The organism is Stappia sp. 28M-7 (assembly GCF_014252955.1).
Taxonomy (GTDB): domain Bacteria; phylum Pseudomonadota; class Alphaproteobacteria; order Rhizobiales; family Stappiaceae; genus Stappia.
Genome location: NZ_JACMIA010000001.1, coordinates 4,081,745 through 4,097,992 on the forward strand (window position 1 = coordinate 4,081,745; position 16,248 = coordinate 4,097,992).

Sequence of the window (16,248 nt, forward strand, 5' to 3'; positions counted from 1 at the left end):
CACGATGACCGCCACGGGCTCCCTGCTCTATCTCGACGGCGTCAGCGTCTCCTTCGACGGCTTCAAGGCGCTGAACAACCTGTCTTTCCTGATCGGGCGCAACGAGATGCGCGCGATCATCGGCCCGAACGGCGCCGGCAAGACGACGATGATGGACGTGATCACCGGCAAGACCCGGCCGGACACCGGCACGCTGCTGTTCGGCGAGAAGCTGGACCTCACCCGCCACGACGAGGCGGAGATCGCCGGCTTCGGCATCGGCCGCAAGTTCCAGAAGCCGACCGTGTTCGAAAGCCACACGGTGGAGGACAATATCGCGCTGGCGCTGAAAGCCCCGCGCGGGCCCTTCGCCACGCTGTTCCACCGCCGCGAGCGCGAGGAGAGCGCACGCATCGACGCGCTGCTGGAGCTGGTGCGCCTCGACAGCCGCCGCGACGACCTTGCCGGCGACCTCAGCCACGGCCAGAAGCAGTGGCTGGAGATCGGCATGCTGCTGGCGCAGGACCCGCAGCTGCTGCTGATCGACGAGCCCGCCGCCGGCATGACCGATGCGGAAACGGCGGCGACCGCCGACCTCCTGCGCGACATCGCCAGGAGCCATTCGGTCGTCGTCGTCGAGCACGACATGACCTTCGTGCGGGCGCTCGACGTCAAGGTCACCGTGCTGCACGAAGGCTCGGTGCTGGCGGAAGGCTCGCTCGACCACGTCTCGTCCGACCAGAAGGTCATCGACGTCTATCTGGGCCGTTGATCGTGGAACGCGCAATGAACTGTGGCACTGCAACCGTCTTGCCGTTTATGTATCCCTCGGTCGAGGGAACCGGACAGGAGACGGATGATGCCTCTATTGGGCCTTCTCGCAACGATCGCCGTGGGTGTGGCGGTCTGGTACTGGCGACTGAAAATGCTCCGCGAGGCGGGGAGCGAAGTGATCGATTCCGTCGAGCGGATGCGCGGCGCCTACAAGCGCAAGCAGTTCCGCAAGAAGGTCGAGGACGCGCCGCTGGCCTCCATCGAGGACCCGGTGATCGCCGCGGTGACCTTCTACTTCTGCCTGGCCAAGGAAAAGCCCGCCCACAAGGACGAGGCGAAAGCCGTCATCCGCGAGGGGATGCAGGAGATCGTCCCGCCCGGCGACATGGACGAGCTGCTGATCTTCTGCGACTGGATCGCCCAGAACGTCATCAATGCCGACGACCCGGTCCAGCGATTCCACAAGCTCTGGAGAAACCGTCTCGACCAGGGCGAGCTGCACCAGTTGATCACCATCGCCCGGGCGGTCTGCGACGTGGGCGAGGGACCGGACGAGGAACAGGCGCGGGTGCTGCAGCTGTTGAACCGCAAGCTGCTGAACTGACGCACAAGACCGTAGTGGAGGTTGCATGCTGAACGTTGAGTCCATCGACCTCCATTACGGCGCCGCACAGGCGCTCAAAGATGTCAGCCTGAGCGCGGAGGTCGGCAAGGTCACCTGCGTGATGGGCCGCAACGGCGTCGGCAAGACCTCGACCCTGCGGGCGATCGCCGGCCAGCAGCCGATCTCGGCAGGCAGCGTGCGCTGGGAGGGCGAGGACATTTCCCGCACGACGCCCTACCAGCGCGCCCGCAAGGGCATCGCCCTGGTGCCGCAGGGGCGCGACGTGTTTCCGCTGCTCAGCGTGCGCGAGAACCTGGAGACCGGCTTTGCCGTGCTGCCGCGCGGCCAGCGGCGGGTGCCCGACACGGTGTTCGAGCTGTTTCCCGTGCTCAAGGACATGCTGTCGCGGCGCGGCGGCGACCTGTCGGGCGGCCAGCAGCAGCAGCTCGCCATCGGCCGGGCCATCGTCATGCGCCCGCGCCTTCTGATCCTCGACGAGCCGACCGAGGGCATCCAGCCCTCGATCATCAAGGATATCGGCCGCGCGATCTCGTTCCTGCGCGACACCGGCGAAATGGCCATCGTGCTGGTGGAACAGTATTTCGAGTTCGCCCGGGACCTGGCCGACCGCTTCGCCGTGATGGACCGCGGCGAAGTGGTACTCGCCGGCACCCGGGACGAACTGGAGGAGAGCGCGGTCCGCGCCCACCTCACCGTCTGACGGGAGCTCCGCTCAGCCGCGGCCGATATAGGGCATGGTCGTTGCCATCACCGTCATGAACTGGACATTGGCATCGAGCGGAAGGCTCGCCATGTGCAGGACGGAGCTCGCGACATTCTCGGCCGCCATCACCGGCTCGGCCCGCACGCTGCCGTCCGGCTGGGCAACGCCCTCCTGCATGCGCACCGTCATGTCGGTCGCCGCATTGCCGATATCGATCTGGCCGCAGGCGATGTTGAACGGGCGCCCGTCCAGCGAGATGGAGCGGGTGAGGCCGGTCATCGCGTGCTTGGACGCCGTATAGGCGGCCGAGCCGGGACGCGGCACATGGGCGGAAATCGAGCCGTTGTTGATGATCCGACCGCCCTGCGGGTCCTGCGCGCGCATCATGTTGAAGGCGCCGCGCGCGATCAGGAAGGCGCCGTCCAGATTGACGGACATCAGCTTGCGCCATTCCTCGAAGGAAAGATCGCCGATCGGCTTGCCCAGCACGGTGGTGCCGGCATTGTTGAAGACAACGTCGAGCCGCCCGAACGCATCGTGCAGGGCGCCGAACAGGTCGTCCACCGCCGCCGGCTCGCTGACATCACAGGGAACGCAGAGGGCACCGGCCGGATCGACGCCGGACATGGCCACGGTCTCTTCCAGCTTGTCGCCCCGGCGCCCGGTCAGCACCGTGCGATAGCCCGCCTTGAGAAAGGCAATGGCGCAGGCGCGGCCCACACCCGCGCTCGCGCCCGTCACCAGCGCCACGTTTCCCGCCCGATCTCCCGTCATGGCCATGTCGTTCCTCCGCTGCAAGCCATTGCGTCATTGCAGGAACAATGGCCGGGGAGAGACGGAAAAGGCAAGCAGCAAGGGCACTTGGCGAGACGGTTTGGCGCGGGCGGGTGGCGGTGCCTTACGCGAAATTGCGGGCGATGAGATAACCCGCCGTCGCGGAAACGCCGGTTACGGCCGTCCCCCAGGCGATGTCGACGACCGTCACCACGACCGGCCAGTCGCGCAAGGTGGCAAGGTTGGTGAAGTCGTAGGTCGCATAGGCGAAGAAGCCGAACAGGCAGCCGTAGAGCGCTGCGTCCTGCCAATTGCCCGAACGCAGCGCCGGGGCCACCGCGAAGATGACGATGCCGACGACATAGACGAGGTAGAAGGCGCCTGCGACCGCGAAATTCACCTGCTCCGCCATCAGCCCGGCAAGGCGCTCGCGGTAGAAGGAGCCGGCCACATGCCCCAGCCAGATGTAGTCCAGCGTCAAGAAGATCAGCGCCGTGGCGCCATAGGCGATCGCGTACGACATGTCCGGGCCTTCCTGTTTTCCACATGGCGTTAAACGCAGGATTGGTGCGACCGGTTCACCTTGCGGCCACAATGCGGGGGCTCAATCGCAAGTTCCTCGCGCAAACTGCCCGCAGCCCTCTTCACACAGGATTGGAATTATTCTAAACTGCGTGCAATTGATCGCTTCGCGAAGGCCGAAGCGACCGTGACGGTGCGGCCGCAGTGGCGCACGCGGAAGACAAGGAGAGCATCGAATGAAAGGCAGCGCAAAGGTTATCGAACGGCTCAACGAGGCGCTGTTCCTCGAGCTCGGCGCGGTGAACCAGTACTGGCTGCACTACCGCATGCTTGACGACTGGGGTCTGACCAAGCTCGCCAAGAAGGAGCGCGCGGAGTCCATCGAGGAGATGCAGCACGCCGACAAGCTCATCGCGCGCATCCTGTTCCTCGAAGGCCACCCGAACCTGCAGAAGGTCGCACCGCTGCGCATCGGCCAGGACGTCAAGGAAGTGCTGGAAGCCGACCTTGCCGGCGAGCATGACGCCCGCGCCTCCTACGCCAAGTCGCGCGACATCTGCCACGACGAGGGCGACTACGTTTCCATGAAGCTCTTCGAGGAGCTCCTGGCCGACGAAGAGGGTCACATCGACTTCCTCGAGACCCAGCTGGAGCTGCTGGAGAAGATCGGCGTCGAGCGCTACTCGCTGCTCAATTCCGGTTCGGCCGACGACGCCGAATAAGCGCAAGGGGCGGGCCTGCGGGCCTTTTCCCTCACGGCACGAAAGCCGCCTCGCCCCGCCGGCGCGGCGGCTTTTTTGTTGCCCATGCCCGGATGCGTGTTCGCACAAAATAATGCAACCGAAGATAGAGGTTCTGCCCTATCCTGCCTTTGGTCACCCCAAGGGAGGACGGCATGGCATTCGCTTCCGGTTTCGATTTTTCCGAGGCACGCGACGCGCTGGCGCTGTCGCAGGCGATCTACGGCGAGCCGGCGATCCCGGTGCAGACGCCGGACCCAGCCGCATTCGGCTGGTCCAGGGTCGACGAGCTGTCGCCCTCAAGCCCGACGCTGCTCGACGACCTGTGGCAGGTCTGGCGAAGCAGCGCGCATCCGAACCGCTACGCCGTGGTGGTGCGCGGCACGGTCGACACGAAGGCGAGCATCCTCGCCGACCTGCTGTTTCCGCTGGTCGATGCGCGGCTCGACCTGAAGCTCGATATCGGCGGATCGCGGCTCGACATTCCCTTCCATCTCGCCCGCGACGAGACGGGCAGCGCGGTCGTCGCCGGCACCCATCTCGGCTTCACGCTCAGCCTGCTCCTGATGCTGCTGACCACCGACCGGCCGCTGCTGGCGAGCCTTGCACGCCTGTCGCTGCTGCCGGGGACCGAACTGCTCGTCACCGGGCACAGCCAGGGCGCCTCAATCGCAACGCTGCTGACCTCGTTCCTGCGCCACGCCGGCGGTCCCTTTGCCGGCTTTGCAACCCTTTCTACCAAGTCCTACGTGCTGGCCCCGGCCAAGCCCGGCAACGACCACTATGCCGCCGACTATGCCGGGATCGCCGGCATGGCGGGCCTCGGCTGGACCATCGCCAGCACGCAGGGATGGGTGCCGCAGGTGCCCTTCACGCTGCAGGGACCGGGCGACCTCAACACGCCCAATCCCTTGCGCGCCTATGCCGGCGAACCGATGCCGGACAGCGATCCGCGGGTCGCGGCGATGGCGCTCACCGCGGCGATGGCTTCCGACGCTGCGCTGGAACCGGCGCTCGCCCATGCGAAGGAGACGGTCGCGGTGCTGAAGGTCGGGCTTGGGACCATCCGCCTTGCGCCCGAGCCGTTCATGACCGGGGGTACGGTGCTGCCCCCGGTTTCCGGGACCGTTCTGGCACCGACGCTCGACACGGTGCTGTCGCGGGTGCAGCGCTCCCTCGACTATGCCGCGGCCGGATCGCTGGTGCCGCTGTTCGCCCGGCCCGGCGGCAACCCCGCCGACCCGAAGGACTTCTTCTGGCAGCACCATCTCGGCAACTACTGGATCTACCTGCAGGAGCAATACGGCGACGTGTGAACCGCGCTGCCCCCTTCCCCGGCGCTTGCAAGGCGGGCCATGCACCGGCACTCTTGCGCCCGGCGCAGTCGCGCCTTCGGGAGGATCATCACACATGCACGCCCATCGTTCGGCTCTGGCACTCGGTGCCTCGCTTCTCGTCTCCACTGTTCTCCTCGCCGGCACGGCGCAGGCCGCCTGTCCCGACGATGCCGCCATCGACGCCTTCCTGGCCGCACGCGCCAGCGCTGCCCCGACCCCGCCGCCGGTCGCTGCCGGGGGATCGATGGCGGATGCCCTGTGCGCGCAAGACAAGATCCTCGCCCGCCTGGGAACCGATCTCGGCCCGGTGGTCGGCTACAAGGCCGGTCTCACCTCACCCAAGTCGCAGGAAGCCTTCGGCGTGACGGAGCCGGTCTTCGGCACGCTGCTTGAGGGCATGATCATCAAGGGGAACGCCACCGCCCGCCCGGCGGAGGCGGTGCGCGCGCTGTTCGAGGCGGACCTGGTGGTCGAGATCGCCGATGCCGCCGTCAACGACGCGACGACGCCGGAAGAGGTGCTGGCCCATATCGCCGGCGTACGCCCGTTCCTGGAGCTGCCCGCGCTCGTCGTCGGCAAGGACGACAAGCTCGACGGCCCGGCCATCACCTCGATCAATGTCGGCGCGTGGAAAGGCGCGATGGGCGAGCTGATCGAGATCCCGCAAGGGGCCGAGGGCGTTGCCATGCTCGCCGACTTCACCGCGAAACTGACGAATGACGCAAACGGCGAGACCCTGTCGGCGGCGCCCGGCAAGGCCGTGCTCGGCCACCCGCTGAACGCGGTCAGCTGGATCGCCGGCGTGCTGAAGGCGCAAGGTAAAGCCCTGAAGCCCGGCGATCTCGTCTCCGTCGGCTCCATCGGCCCGCTGCATCCGATGAAGCCGGGCCTGAGCGTGACGCTCACCTATGAGGGACTGCCCGGCACGCCGAAGATCGGCGCCCGGTTCGAGTAAGGGCAACGCGGGAGGAGGGAGCCCCTTCCTTCGTCACGCCAGCCCCTTCTTGCGTCCTCCAGCGCACCGCCCTTTCCCTTCGTCACCCCGGACGGCGCGCAAGCGCCGAGCCGGGCCGGAGAGCCGGGGGCGATTGCAGAAGCGCTCAGGCACGGAAGGCTACCTTTATGGCTCCCCGGTCCCGGATCTTCGGCCTTCGGCCTCGTCCGGGAAGACGCGGGGAGAGAGTGGCGCATAGGAAGGCGAGGCGACATCCCGAGAGAATGCACCGCCTCCCCTGTCAGCGCTTCTTCTTGTTGAAGGCGGCAGCAAGGGCTGCGGCCATGGCCCCGTCGCCGCCACCGCCCTGCGAGGGACGCGAACCGCCAGAACCACCGGAGCCACCGCCGCCGGGCCCGCCGCGACGCGGGCCGCCGGGCCCGCCCTTCGGCCGGTCGCCGCCACCGCCACCGGGACCACCGCGCGGCCGGTCAGAAGCATCCGCGCCGCCGTCCTTGCGCATGGTGAGACCGATGCGCTTGCGCGCCATGTCGACCTCCACGACCTTCACGCGGACGATGTCGCCGGCCTTCACCACTTCCGCCGGATCGCGCACGAAGCGGTCGGCGATCTGCGAGACATGCACCAGGCCGTCCTGGTGGACGCCGATATCGACGAAGGCGCCGAAATTGGTGACGTTGGTGACCGTGCCTTCCAGCATCATGCCGGGGCGCAGGTCGCTCATCGTCTCGACGCCGTCGGCAAGCTTTGCGGTCTTGAACTCCGGACGCGGATCGCGGCCGGGCTTCTCCAGCTCGGCGAGGATGTCGCGCACGGTCGGCAGGCCGAACGTGTCGTCGGCAAAGCGCGAGGCATCGAGTCCCTTCAGCAGCGCTGCATTGCCCATCACCTCGGACAGCGGCCGGCCGCAGGCCTGCACGATGCGGGTGGCCACCGGATAGGCTTCCGGGTGCACCGACGAGGCATCGAGCGGATTGTCGCCCCCGGGAATGCGCAGGAAGCCAGCGCACTGCTCGAAGGCCTTGGGCCCGAGCCGCGCAACCTTGAGCAGCGCCTTGCGGTCGCGGAACGCACCTTCCGCCTCGCGGTGCGCCACGATGGACTCGGCAAGGCCGGGGGTGAGGCCGGACACGCGGGCAAGCAGCGCCACGGAGGCGGTGTTGAGGTCGACGCCGACCGCGTTCACCGCGTCCTCGACCACCGCGTCCAGCGCCTTCGCCAGCTTCGTCTGGTTGACGTCGTGCTGGTACTGGCCAACGCCGATGGACTTCGGCTCGATCTTGACGAGCTCGGCCAGCGGATCCTGCAGGCGGCGGGCGATGGAGGCCGCGCCGCGCAGCGAGACGTCGACGCCGGGCAGCTCGCGCGCGGCCAACTCGCTCGCCGAATAGATCGACGCGCCGGCCTCGTTGACGATCACCTTGATCGGGCGGTTCGCCGGCGGGATCTCGCCGAGCAGATCGGCGACCAGCCGGTCGGTCTCGCGGCTCGCCGTGCCGTTGCCGATGGCGATGAGCGAGATGCCGTGCCGGGCGATCAGCGCCTTGAGCGCCGCCGTTGATCCCACGATGTCGTTGCGCGGCTGGAAGGGGTAGATCGTCGTCGTCTCGACCAGCTTGCCGGTCGCATCGACCACCGCCACCTTGACGCCGGTGCGGATGCCGGGATCGAGGCCCAGCACCGTCTTGTGACCGGCGGGCGCGGCCAGCAGCAGGTCCTTGAGATTGCGGGCGAAGACGTGGATCGCCTCTTCCTCGGACTTTTCGCGCAGCGCGTTCATCAGGTCGAGTTCCAGATGCAGCGCCAGCTTGACCCGCCAGGCCCAGCGCGCCGTCTCCGCCAGCCAGCGGTCGGCCGGCCGGCCCCGGTCCTCGATACCGGCGGCCCTCATCACCATCAGTTCGACCGGCTTGAAGGTGCCCTGATCGTCCTCGTCGACGGCGAGTTCCAGCGCCAGCACGCCTTCGTTGCGCCCGCGCAGCAGCGCAAGCGCCCGGTGGCTCGGCACGTCGGCCCATTTCTCGCGATAGTCGAAATAGTCGGAGAACTTGGCGCCCGCCTGCTCCTGGCCCTCGACCACCCGCGAACGCAGCACCGCGCCCGAGGTCATGTGCGAGCGCAGCCGCCCGACCAGCGCCGCGTCTTCCGCAAAGCGCTCCATCAGGATCTGCCGCGCGCCGTCCAGCGCCGCTTTGGTGTCCTCGACGCCCTTTTCCGCGTCGATGAAGCGCGCCGCCGTCTCCTGCGGGTCGTGCGAGGGATCGCCGATCAAGAGGTCGGCCAGCGGCTCCAGCCCCGCCTCGCGGGCGATCTGCGCCTTGGTCCGCCGCTTCTTCTTGAACGGCAGGTAGAGATCTTCCAGCTGCGCCTTGGTCTCCGCCGCGTGGATACGCCCGGCAAGCGCATCGTCCAGCTTCCCCTGCTCATCGATGGAGCGCAGGATCGCGCCGCGCCGCTCCTCCATCTCGCGCAGGTAGGTCAGCCGCTCCTCGAGCCGGCGCAGCTGCGTGTCGTCGAGACCGCCGGTCGCCTCCTTGCGGTAGCGGGCGACGAAGGGAACCGTCGCCCCGCCGTCGAGCAGCTCCACCGTGGCAGAGACCTGCTCCGGCCGGCAAACCAGCTCCGCCGCGATGGTGCGGGCGATGCGGGCGGAAATCTCCGGCGGCAGCGCCGTCTTCGCGGACGCGGGACGGGAGGCCGGAACGTCCGGCGCGAAGGAGGAAAGATCGGTCATTTTGCGTGCCTGTCGACGAAATCGGGCCGCCGGCACGGGGCCGGCCGGCGGGGCGCGAACCTTACGCGCGCCGTGCGCCTCGCGCCAGTGTGAGGCGCGACAACACACGGCCGGAAGTGGAAAACCACGCGAGTGAGGCGGGACTGGGGCCCAGGCTGAGGCTCGCGCTCAGCGCACCACGGTGATGCGCTGCGCGGCGCGGGTCACGGCCGTATAGAGCCAGCGGTCGCGATACTCGCGGAAGGCCCAGCTCTCGTCGAAGAGGACGATATCGTCCCACTGCGAGCCCTGCGCCTTGTGGACGGTGAGCGCGTAGCCGTAGTCGAACTCGTCGGAGCGGCGCTTGAGGGCGTAAGGAATCTGGTCCGCGCCCTCCTCGAACAGGCCCGGCAGCACCTTGACCTGCACCCGGCCCTTGCCGGCGGCCTCGTCCTCAGGGCGCACGTCGAAGCGCAGCGTGTTGCCCTTGGACGGCCGCAGCCGCTCGACGGTCCACAGCCCGCCGTTGAGCAGGCCCTTGGCCTTGTCGTTGCGCAGGCACACCAGCTTGTCGCCAACCGCCGGCATCGGTGTCGTGTAGCCCTTCAGCTCGCGGATGCGGCCATTGTAGAGCCGCCGTGTGCGGTTGGTGCCGACCAGCACCTGGTCGCTGGCGAGGATCGAGGCGGCGTCGATCTCACGGCGCGAGATGATGCGGCTGTCGCCATAACGGCCTGCCTCAAGCTCGCCGCCCTCGCGGATCAGCATCGACATGTGGACGATCGGGTTGTCGCGCGCCTGCCGGTGCACCTCCGACAGCATCACGTCGGGCTCGGCCTCGGTGAAGAAACCGCCGCCCTTGACCGGGGGCAGCTGCGCCGGATCGCCGAGCACCAGCACCGGCGTGCCGAAGGACAGGAGATCGCGGCCGAGATCCTCGTCGACCATCGAGCATTCGTCGATGACGATCAGCTTGGCCTTGGAGGCGATGCTGTCGCGGTTGATCGAGAAGCTGAGGCTTTCCTCGTCGTCCTCGGTCTCGTCCTTGCGCCCGCGCGGCCGGTAGATCATCGCGTGGATGGTGGTGGCGTCGTCGCAGCCCTTCTGGCGCAGCACATGGGCTGCCTTGCCGGTGAAGGCGCCGAAGGCGACATCGCCGTTGATGCCCTCCGCCAGATGGCGGGCGAGCGTCGTCTTGCCCGTGCCGGCGAAGCCGAACAGGCGGAAGACCTGCTTGTCTTTCGATTTCAGCCAGCGCGCCGTCTCGTCGAGCGCGTGCTGCTGCTGGGGCGACCAGTCCATGAAGCGAATCGGATCCCGAGTTGGTTCGCTTCCTTCCTACAGTCTTCGCGCCCGCCTGTGCACCCGCTTAAGCCGGGCTCACGGGCGCGGGTAGAGCTTCACCCCCGTGCCGGTGACCGAAAAGCCCGTCATGTAGGGGTCGCGCTCGTCCAGCGTGATGGTGGAGGTGCCGGTCTTCACCGCCCAGCCCTCGATGGTGGGCACGATGGCCGGCCGGCCGCCGACGGTGGTCTCGGCTTTCACCCCGCCGGTGAACAGCGAGCCGATGACGCTCTCGTGCACGAAACGGTCGCCGACCTTCAGCCGGCCGCGCGCATGCAGCTGGGCAAGGCGGGCGGAGGTGCCGGTGCCGCAGGGGCTGCGGTCGATGGCCTTGTCGCCGTAGAAGACCGCGTTGCGCGCATCCGCCCCTGGCTGGGTCGCCGGGCCCGTCCACTGGATGTGGGTGATGCCGCGGATGCGCCCGTCTTCCGGATGCACCATCTCGTACGCCTCGTTGAGCGCAACCCGAAGGGCCGGGCTGATCGCCACCAGCCGGTCGACATCGATGGAGCCGACGCCGGGGAAATTCTCCTGGGGCTCGATGATGGCGTAGAAGTTGCCGCCATAGGCAACGTCGAAGGTCAGCCGGCCGAGCTCCGGGCAGTCGATCTGAAGATCCTGCGCGGCAAGGAAGGAGGGCACGTTGGTCAGCCGCACGGAGGCGACATGCTCGCCCTCCATCTCGTAGTCGGCAAGCACCAGGCCGGCGGGCGTTTCGAGCCGCGCCTGGCCGGGCGTGCGGGGCACGAGAAGCCCCTCCTCGATCGCCATGGTGACGGTGCCGATGGTGCCATGGCCGCACATGGGCAGGCAGCCGGAGGTCTCGATATAGAGCACGCCGATATCGCAATCCTCGCGCGTCGGCGGGTAGAGGATCGAGCCGGACATCATGTCGTGGCCGCGCGGCTCGAACATCAGGCCGGTGCGGATCCAGTCGTAGCGCTCAAGGAAGTCCGCCCGCCGCGCCAGCATGCTGTCGCCGGCAAGGTTGGGTCCCCCGCCGGCGACGAGCCGCACCGGATTGCCGCAGGTATGTCCGTCGATGCAGAAGAACGTATGCCGCGCCACGGCTGCCTCCTCGAGAAAAGAACCGTCTGTCAGAACCTGTCGACCGCATAAGGGGCAAGGTCGATGGCCGGCTGCTCGCCGGCGACGAGCGCCGAGACGAGTTCGCCCGTCACCGCCGCCTGCGTCAATCCGTGATGGGCATGGCCGAAGGCGTGGATCAGGCCCGGCACGCGGCGGCTTTGCGAGATCACCGGCAGGCTGTCGGGCAGCGAGGGACGAAAGCCCATCCAGCGCTCGCCGGTCGTCGCATCCAGCTTCGGCACCACCTTGCCGGCACGCGCCACCAGCGCATCGACCCGCCGCCAGTCGGGCGCGGCCTCAAGCCCGCCGAACTCCACCGCCCCGCCGATGCGCAGGCCCCTGGCCAGCGGCGACAGCACGAAGCCGTAGCCGGCCAGCATGATGAAGCGGCGGAAGGAGACGCCCGGGTCGGGAACCGTGATGTTGTAGCCGCGCTCGGTGTCGAGCGGCACGTCCTCGCCGACGCCGGCGGCAAGCCGGCGCGACCAGGCCCCGCAGGCGAGCACCACATACGGCGCGCGGCGCACCGGCCCCTCGCGCATGCGCAGCACGACACCCTGGCTGCAACGGGTGATCGCCGCCACCTCGCCACGCTCGATGGTGCCGCCGCGGGCGCGCACATGGGCGGCAAGGTCGAGGCACATCCCGTGCGGGTCGTCGACCTGCACCCAGCCGGGAAGGAAGGCGCCGCCGGCCACCGTCGGCCCGAGATCCGGCTCCATGTCGCGCAGCTCGGGACCGCTCAGCTCGCGCACCTCGATGCCGTGGTCGCGCTGCAGCTGCCAGCCGGCCTGGGCCCGCGCGATCTCGGCCGGCTTGTCGAAAACGTCGAGACAGCCCTCGCGCTTCACCCTGTGAAGCGTGCCGCTCCGGAGCCAAAGCCGCTCCCAGGCGGGCAGCGCGGCGGCATTGAGCGCGGCGATGGCACCGATGGAGCGGCGCCAGGCGGCCGGCCGCGAGGCCTGCACGAAGCGCAGCATCCACGGCAGGATGGACAGGGCATAGGAGGGGCGGATGGCGAGCGGCCCGAGCGGGTCGAGCAGCCAGCCCGGCGCCTTGCGCCAGATACCGGGCGAGGCGAGCGGGGCGACATCCGTCCAGGCGATGCCGGCGGCATTGCCCCGCGAGGTGCCGCTGCCCGGCTCGTCCCGGTCGATCACGGTCACCGCATGGCCGCGTTCCAGCAGCGCCGCCGCCGTGGCGAGGCCGATAATGCCGGCCCCGATGATGGTCACTTCGGACCTGTCGCCCATGCGTCCTTCACGCCCCAATAAAGTCTCTTGCCGGACACTGGCCGAACCCGACCGGCGCCGCTCTCGCCTCAGAGCGCCGGCAGCTGCGGCCGCGTGTCCAGCGCGGCGCGGATGATGCCGTCGACCCGCTCGGCTTCTGCGCCGCTCAAGGCCATGCGCGGTGCACGGCAGCGGTCGTTGGAGCCGATGGCATGCACTTCGGCGCGCTTGATGTTCTGCACCAGATTGGTCGAGACATCGAGATCCAGCAAGGGGCGGAACCAGCGGTAGATCTCCCGCGCCTCCTCGATGCGGCCGGCCTGCGCCAGCTTCCAGATCGCCACCGTCTCCTTCGGGAAGGCGACGACGAGACCGGCGACCCAGCCGGTGGCGCCCATGACGAGGCTTTCCAGCGCCAGGTTGTCGACGCCGGTGAAGACGTCGAACCGATCGCCGAAGCGCGAGATCACCTCGCTGACGCGGCGGATGTCGTCGGTGGATTCCTTCATCGCCACGACCAGCGGCTCGCCGGCCAGCTCATCGAACATGTCCAACGTCACGTCGACGCCGTAGGCGACCGGGTTGTTGTAGACCATGATCGGCAGGCCGGACCCGCGGGCGACCGCGAAAAGATGCGCCAGCGTCTCGTGCGGGGCCGAGCGATAGGGCACGCCCGGCAGGACCATCAGGCCGTCGGCGCCGGCCTTGGCCGCAGCCTGTGCGGCGGCGACCGCGCGGCGCGTCGAGCTTTCGCACACGGTCATCAGGACGGGGCGGCTGCCCGCGACGGACTTGGCCAGCTTGAGGATCTCGAGCTTTTCTTCGCCCTCGAGCGCCATCGCCTCGCCAAGCGAGCCGCAGACGATCAGCCCGTCGACACCCGCCTCGACCTGCAGCGCGAAGCAGCGCTCCATCTCGGCCATGTCCAGCCGGTCGTCGCTGGTGAACTTGGTCGTTACCGCCGGAAACACACCGCGCCACATGATCGAAACTCCCTTGCCGCCATCTGATATATCAGTTGTCGAGCGCACATTCCCACGCACCTTCCCTTCTGTCAACGACTGATATATCAAGGAGAGGAAGCGAGAGGAGACCGCCATGACCGCCAGCCCCGCCGGAGGCGAACGCGCCGGACCTGCCGAGCTCGGACCCGCCAGCCAGGAGGGCGAGGAAAGCCGGGCGGCCCGCGCCTATCGCGCGCTGGAGGAGCAGATCGTCACCCTGCGGCTGGCGCCGGGCACGGCGATGACGGAAAGCCGCATCGCGGCGCTGCTGGACATGGGCCGCACGCCGATCCGCGAGGCGATCCAGCGGCTGGCCTGGGAAGGGCTGGTGACGATCCGTCCGCGCCTCGGCATTCTGGTTGCCGACATCAACCCGGCCGACTTCGCCCGGGTGCTGGAAACCCGCCACGCGCTGGAGATCCTGCTGACCGGCTCGGCCGCGCATCTGGCGAGCCGCGACGAGCGCGACCGGCTGGGCGCGTGCGCCCGCGCCATGCGGGACGCTGCCGCCGCCGGCGATGTCGATGCCTTCCTGCGCGAGGACAAGACCTTTGACGAGATCGTCGCGGTGGCCGCGTGCAATCCCTTCGCCGCCCGCGTGGTGGCGCCGCTGCAGACCCATTCGCGGCGGTTCTGGTTCCGCTATTTCGGCGAGAGCGACCTCAACTCCGCCGCCTGGCACCACATGGAACTGATGCAGGCCATCGCCTCAGGCGATGTCGCCCTCGCCCGCTCCCGCGCCGACGACCTCATGCACTACCTCCGCCGTCAGGCGATGACGCTCACGGGCGGGTTCGAGAGGTAGAGGGGGCGCGCGGTTGCACTTGAAAATATGGAGCGCAACGCACTCCCTGGCGAATACTGCAGACGTGCTTGAGGAAATTGAACGAAGTTCTTGAGCCAGAACAAATTAAACATCACAAAATGGGTTGGCCGGCAGGAGAAAGAGAGCCGGTGTTATTTATAAAAAGAGAAACAAGCGTGTCATAGTCGATTATTTCCAAGCCCTTATAAGGCGCCATTGCTCGAGACACTTCCTCTGGAGGCAAGTTCTCCAAATTACCAACAACAAGTATGAGCTTTGGATTTTCAACAAAAACTCCATATTTATGGAGAGTATATTCTCTATTTTTCTGGAAATCAAAATATTTCTTATAATTATAAAGCTGACTTATCCCCTCATTCACATAATCAACAAATCTTCTCCTAGGGATACTCCCCTTGTACATTTTGCTCTTATCAAATCTCGCCAGTTTTAAATCAAGTATATCATACCCGCCACTCATATTTTGCACCAGAAAATCTGGGTTTATAGCCTCCTGCCCGGGATCCGCATCCCATTCAATCCACCTCAAATATGGCTCATAGATGATATGATCGGAACTCAGTGCGCACTTCAATATAGTTGAATGCTTACTTAATATATGACCTATAGTTGTCTCCCGCGCCGCAGGAGTAATGATGACGTTCTGCAATTCAGACACCGTGAAAATATATTCATCAGAATTTGAGCTACAGACAAGCGCACCAAGAACTTTGTTATACCCGTTAGATCTAAAAAGAATGTCTTCGAAAAATTTTTCTAGATCTCTATTTGTTATATTTCTCTTAAATATACAAAGTAATATTATATTTCTACTTCTATAGATACCATCATAAGAATTTGATATAAGGACATGATCCAAGGCACAAAATTTGAAGTCATCAGAAAACCTAAGAAAAGACCCCTTTCCACCTTGCCGAATAATTTTTGTTTTATATATTTTTTCTACAGGAAATCTTTTCGCGATAAGCTCCGAGTCTCCTTCATGCGCTATACATAAATTAGACAGCGTAACAAGCCCTTTGCCAAATTTAAAATGCGAGACAGACTCTCTCAACTTAAAAAGGTCAACTAAGTCATAAACATTATCGCCTTTCTGCTTTATCGTTTCAATTCGATCTGGAATTGATCTTGATAAACCATAGAGCTCAAAACTGAAATAATCATTGAAATTCGTAAATACGGCCGTATTTGCAAATAAAGGAGTTCCATCATGCCTTAACTCAGCACTCCGAATCATTGATAGATAATTATTCCAAATTTTGGTGGTTTTTCTACAAAACTTCTCGAACAACATCGACGATCCAATCGCAGTAGAGAAGAATATTTATTCTAATTTGAATTATACCAAAACATAACTCGCGCCCCCCTACAGGGATGATATTATCGTAACATTCCCGCGTTTGAAGCCAAGGACAACCGAGGCTATTTACAGGATCGATTAGATCCTGTTTTTGGTCAGTTGTCAGCAGGTCTTCTTCGGTTTCTGCAGCGGCTGCAACACCCTGACGGACAGACCATCGATGAAGGCCCGAAGCGGTGCTCGCCCGTTAGTGTCGCGGAGGTTGGTGTGCCCATGTGACCAACCAACCTTGAAGGCCTTGTGTGTCTCGTCGCTAGCCTCAAACTTGGTC

General features: G+C 65.6%; 15 protein-coding genes. 7 read left to right on the forward strand and 8 right to left on the reverse strand.

Features of this window, described 5'->3' with window-relative positions:
- The first annotated feature begins 4 nt into the window (after positions 1–4).
- The 3 genes from urtD to urtE all read left to right on the forward strand — a co-directional run bounded on the left by urtD (position 5) and on the right by urtE (position 2,078).
- Entirely contained in the window at positions 5–751 is a 747-nt protein-coding gene (gene urtD / locus H7H34_RS18320) for an urea ABC transporter ATP-binding protein UrtD (protein ID WP_185926053.1), read from the forward strand.
- 87 nt (positions 752–838) lie between these two features.
- The gene (locus H7H34_RS18325; RefSeq protein WP_185926054.1) at positions 839–1,357 is read left to right on the forward strand and encodes a hypothetical protein; all 519 of its coding nucleotides are present in this window, start codon (positions 839–841) and stop codon (positions 1,355–1,357) included.
- A gap of 25 nt (positions 1,358–1,382) precedes the next feature.
- A complete protein-coding gene (gene urtE / locus H7H34_RS18330; RefSeq protein WP_185926055.1) occupies positions 1,383–2,078 on the forward strand; it encodes an urea ABC transporter ATP-binding subunit UrtE in 696 nt (231 codons plus the stop codon).
- A 12-nt stretch (positions 2,079–2,090) separates the two neighbouring features.
- Here urtE and H7H34_RS18335 read toward each other — a convergent pair whose 3' ends face one another.
- Both H7H34_RS18335 and H7H34_RS18340 read right to left on the reverse strand, forming a co-directional pair.
- Positions 2,091–2,855 carry an SDR family oxidoreductase gene (locus H7H34_RS18335; RefSeq protein WP_209006392.1) on the reverse strand — a complete coding sequence of 255 codons (765 nt, stop codon included), beginning with the start codon at positions 2,853–2,855 and terminating at the stop codon, positions 2,091–2,093.
- A gap of 124 nt (positions 2,856–2,979) precedes the next feature.
- Entirely contained in the window at positions 2,980–3,378 is a 399-nt protein-coding gene (locus tag H7H34_RS18340) for a DUF2177 family protein (RefSeq protein ID WP_185926057.1), read from the reverse strand.
- A gap of 235 nt (positions 3,379–3,613) precedes the next feature.
- On the opposite strand from H7H34_RS18340, the gene bfr reads away from it, so the two are divergent.
- From bfr to H7H34_RS18355, 3 genes are all read left to right on the forward strand, one after another.
- Positions 3,614–4,099 (forward strand): bacterioferritin, encoded by a 486-nt coding sequence (gene bfr / locus H7H34_RS18345; RefSeq protein ID WP_120269545.1) that lies wholly within the window; start codon positions 3,614–3,616, stop codon positions 4,097–4,099.
- Positions 4,100–4,272: 173 nt separating this feature from the next.
- A complete protein-coding gene (locus tag H7H34_RS18350) occupies positions 4,273–5,433 on the forward strand; it encodes a lipase family protein (protein WP_185926058.1) in 1,161 nt (386 codons plus the stop codon).
- Positions 5,434–5,527: 94 nt separating this feature from the next.
- Positions 5,528–6,409: a 2-keto-4-pentenoate hydratase gene (locus H7H34_RS18355; RefSeq protein ID WP_185926059.1), complete on the forward strand. Its 882-nt coding sequence runs from the start codon at positions 5,528–5,530 to the stop codon at positions 6,407–6,409.
- Between the two features lie 280 nt (positions 6,410–6,689).
- Here the strand turns inward: H7H34_RS18355 and H7H34_RS18360 are convergent, their stop codons facing one another.
- The 5 genes from H7H34_RS18360 to H7H34_RS18380 all read right to left on the reverse strand — a co-directional run bounded on the left by H7H34_RS18360 (position 6,690) and on the right by H7H34_RS18380 (position 13,770).
- Positions 6,690–9,143 (reverse strand): Tex family protein, encoded by a 2,454-nt coding sequence (locus tag H7H34_RS18360; protein ID WP_185926060.1) that lies wholly within the window; start codon positions 9,141–9,143, stop codon positions 6,690–6,692.
- Between the two features lie 168 nt (positions 9,144–9,311).
- Positions 9,312–10,424, reverse strand: a complete 1,113-nt coding sequence (locus tag H7H34_RS18365) for an ATP-dependent DNA helicase (RefSeq protein WP_067336400.1) — start codon at positions 10,422–10,424, stop codon at positions 9,312–9,314.
- Between the two features lie 78 nt (positions 10,425–10,502).
- A complete protein-coding gene (locus H7H34_RS18370) occupies positions 10,503–11,534 on the reverse strand; it encodes a 4-hydroxyproline epimerase (RefSeq protein WP_185926061.1) in 1,032 nt (343 codons plus the stop codon).
- A gap of 29 nt (positions 11,535–11,563) precedes the next feature.
- Positions 11,564–12,808: an NAD(P)/FAD-dependent oxidoreductase gene (locus H7H34_RS18375; RefSeq protein WP_185926062.1), complete on the reverse strand. Its 1,245-nt coding sequence runs from the start codon at positions 12,806–12,808 to the stop codon at positions 11,564–11,566.
- A 68-nt stretch (positions 12,809–12,876) separates the two neighbouring features.
- Complete coding sequence (locus tag H7H34_RS18380; RefSeq protein ID WP_185926063.1) at positions 12,877–13,770, reverse strand: dihydrodipicolinate synthase family protein; 894 nt, start codon at positions 13,768–13,770, stop codon at positions 12,877–12,879.
- Between the two features lie 115 nt (positions 13,771–13,885).
- Here H7H34_RS18380 and H7H34_RS18385 point away from each other — a divergent pair, with 115 nt between their 5' ends.
- Positions 13,886–14,596 (forward strand): GntR family transcriptional regulator, encoded by a 711-nt coding sequence (locus tag H7H34_RS18385; RefSeq protein ID WP_185926064.1) that lies wholly within the window; start codon positions 13,886–13,888, stop codon positions 14,594–14,596.
- 112 nt (positions 14,597–14,708) lie between these two features.
- Here the strand turns inward: H7H34_RS18385 and H7H34_RS18390 are convergent, their stop codons facing one another.
- Positions 14,709–15,911, reverse strand: a complete 1,203-nt coding sequence (locus H7H34_RS18390) for a Shedu immune nuclease family protein (protein WP_185926065.1) — start codon at positions 15,909–15,911, stop codon at positions 14,709–14,711.
- Positions 15,912–16,248: the final 337 nt, after the last annotated feature.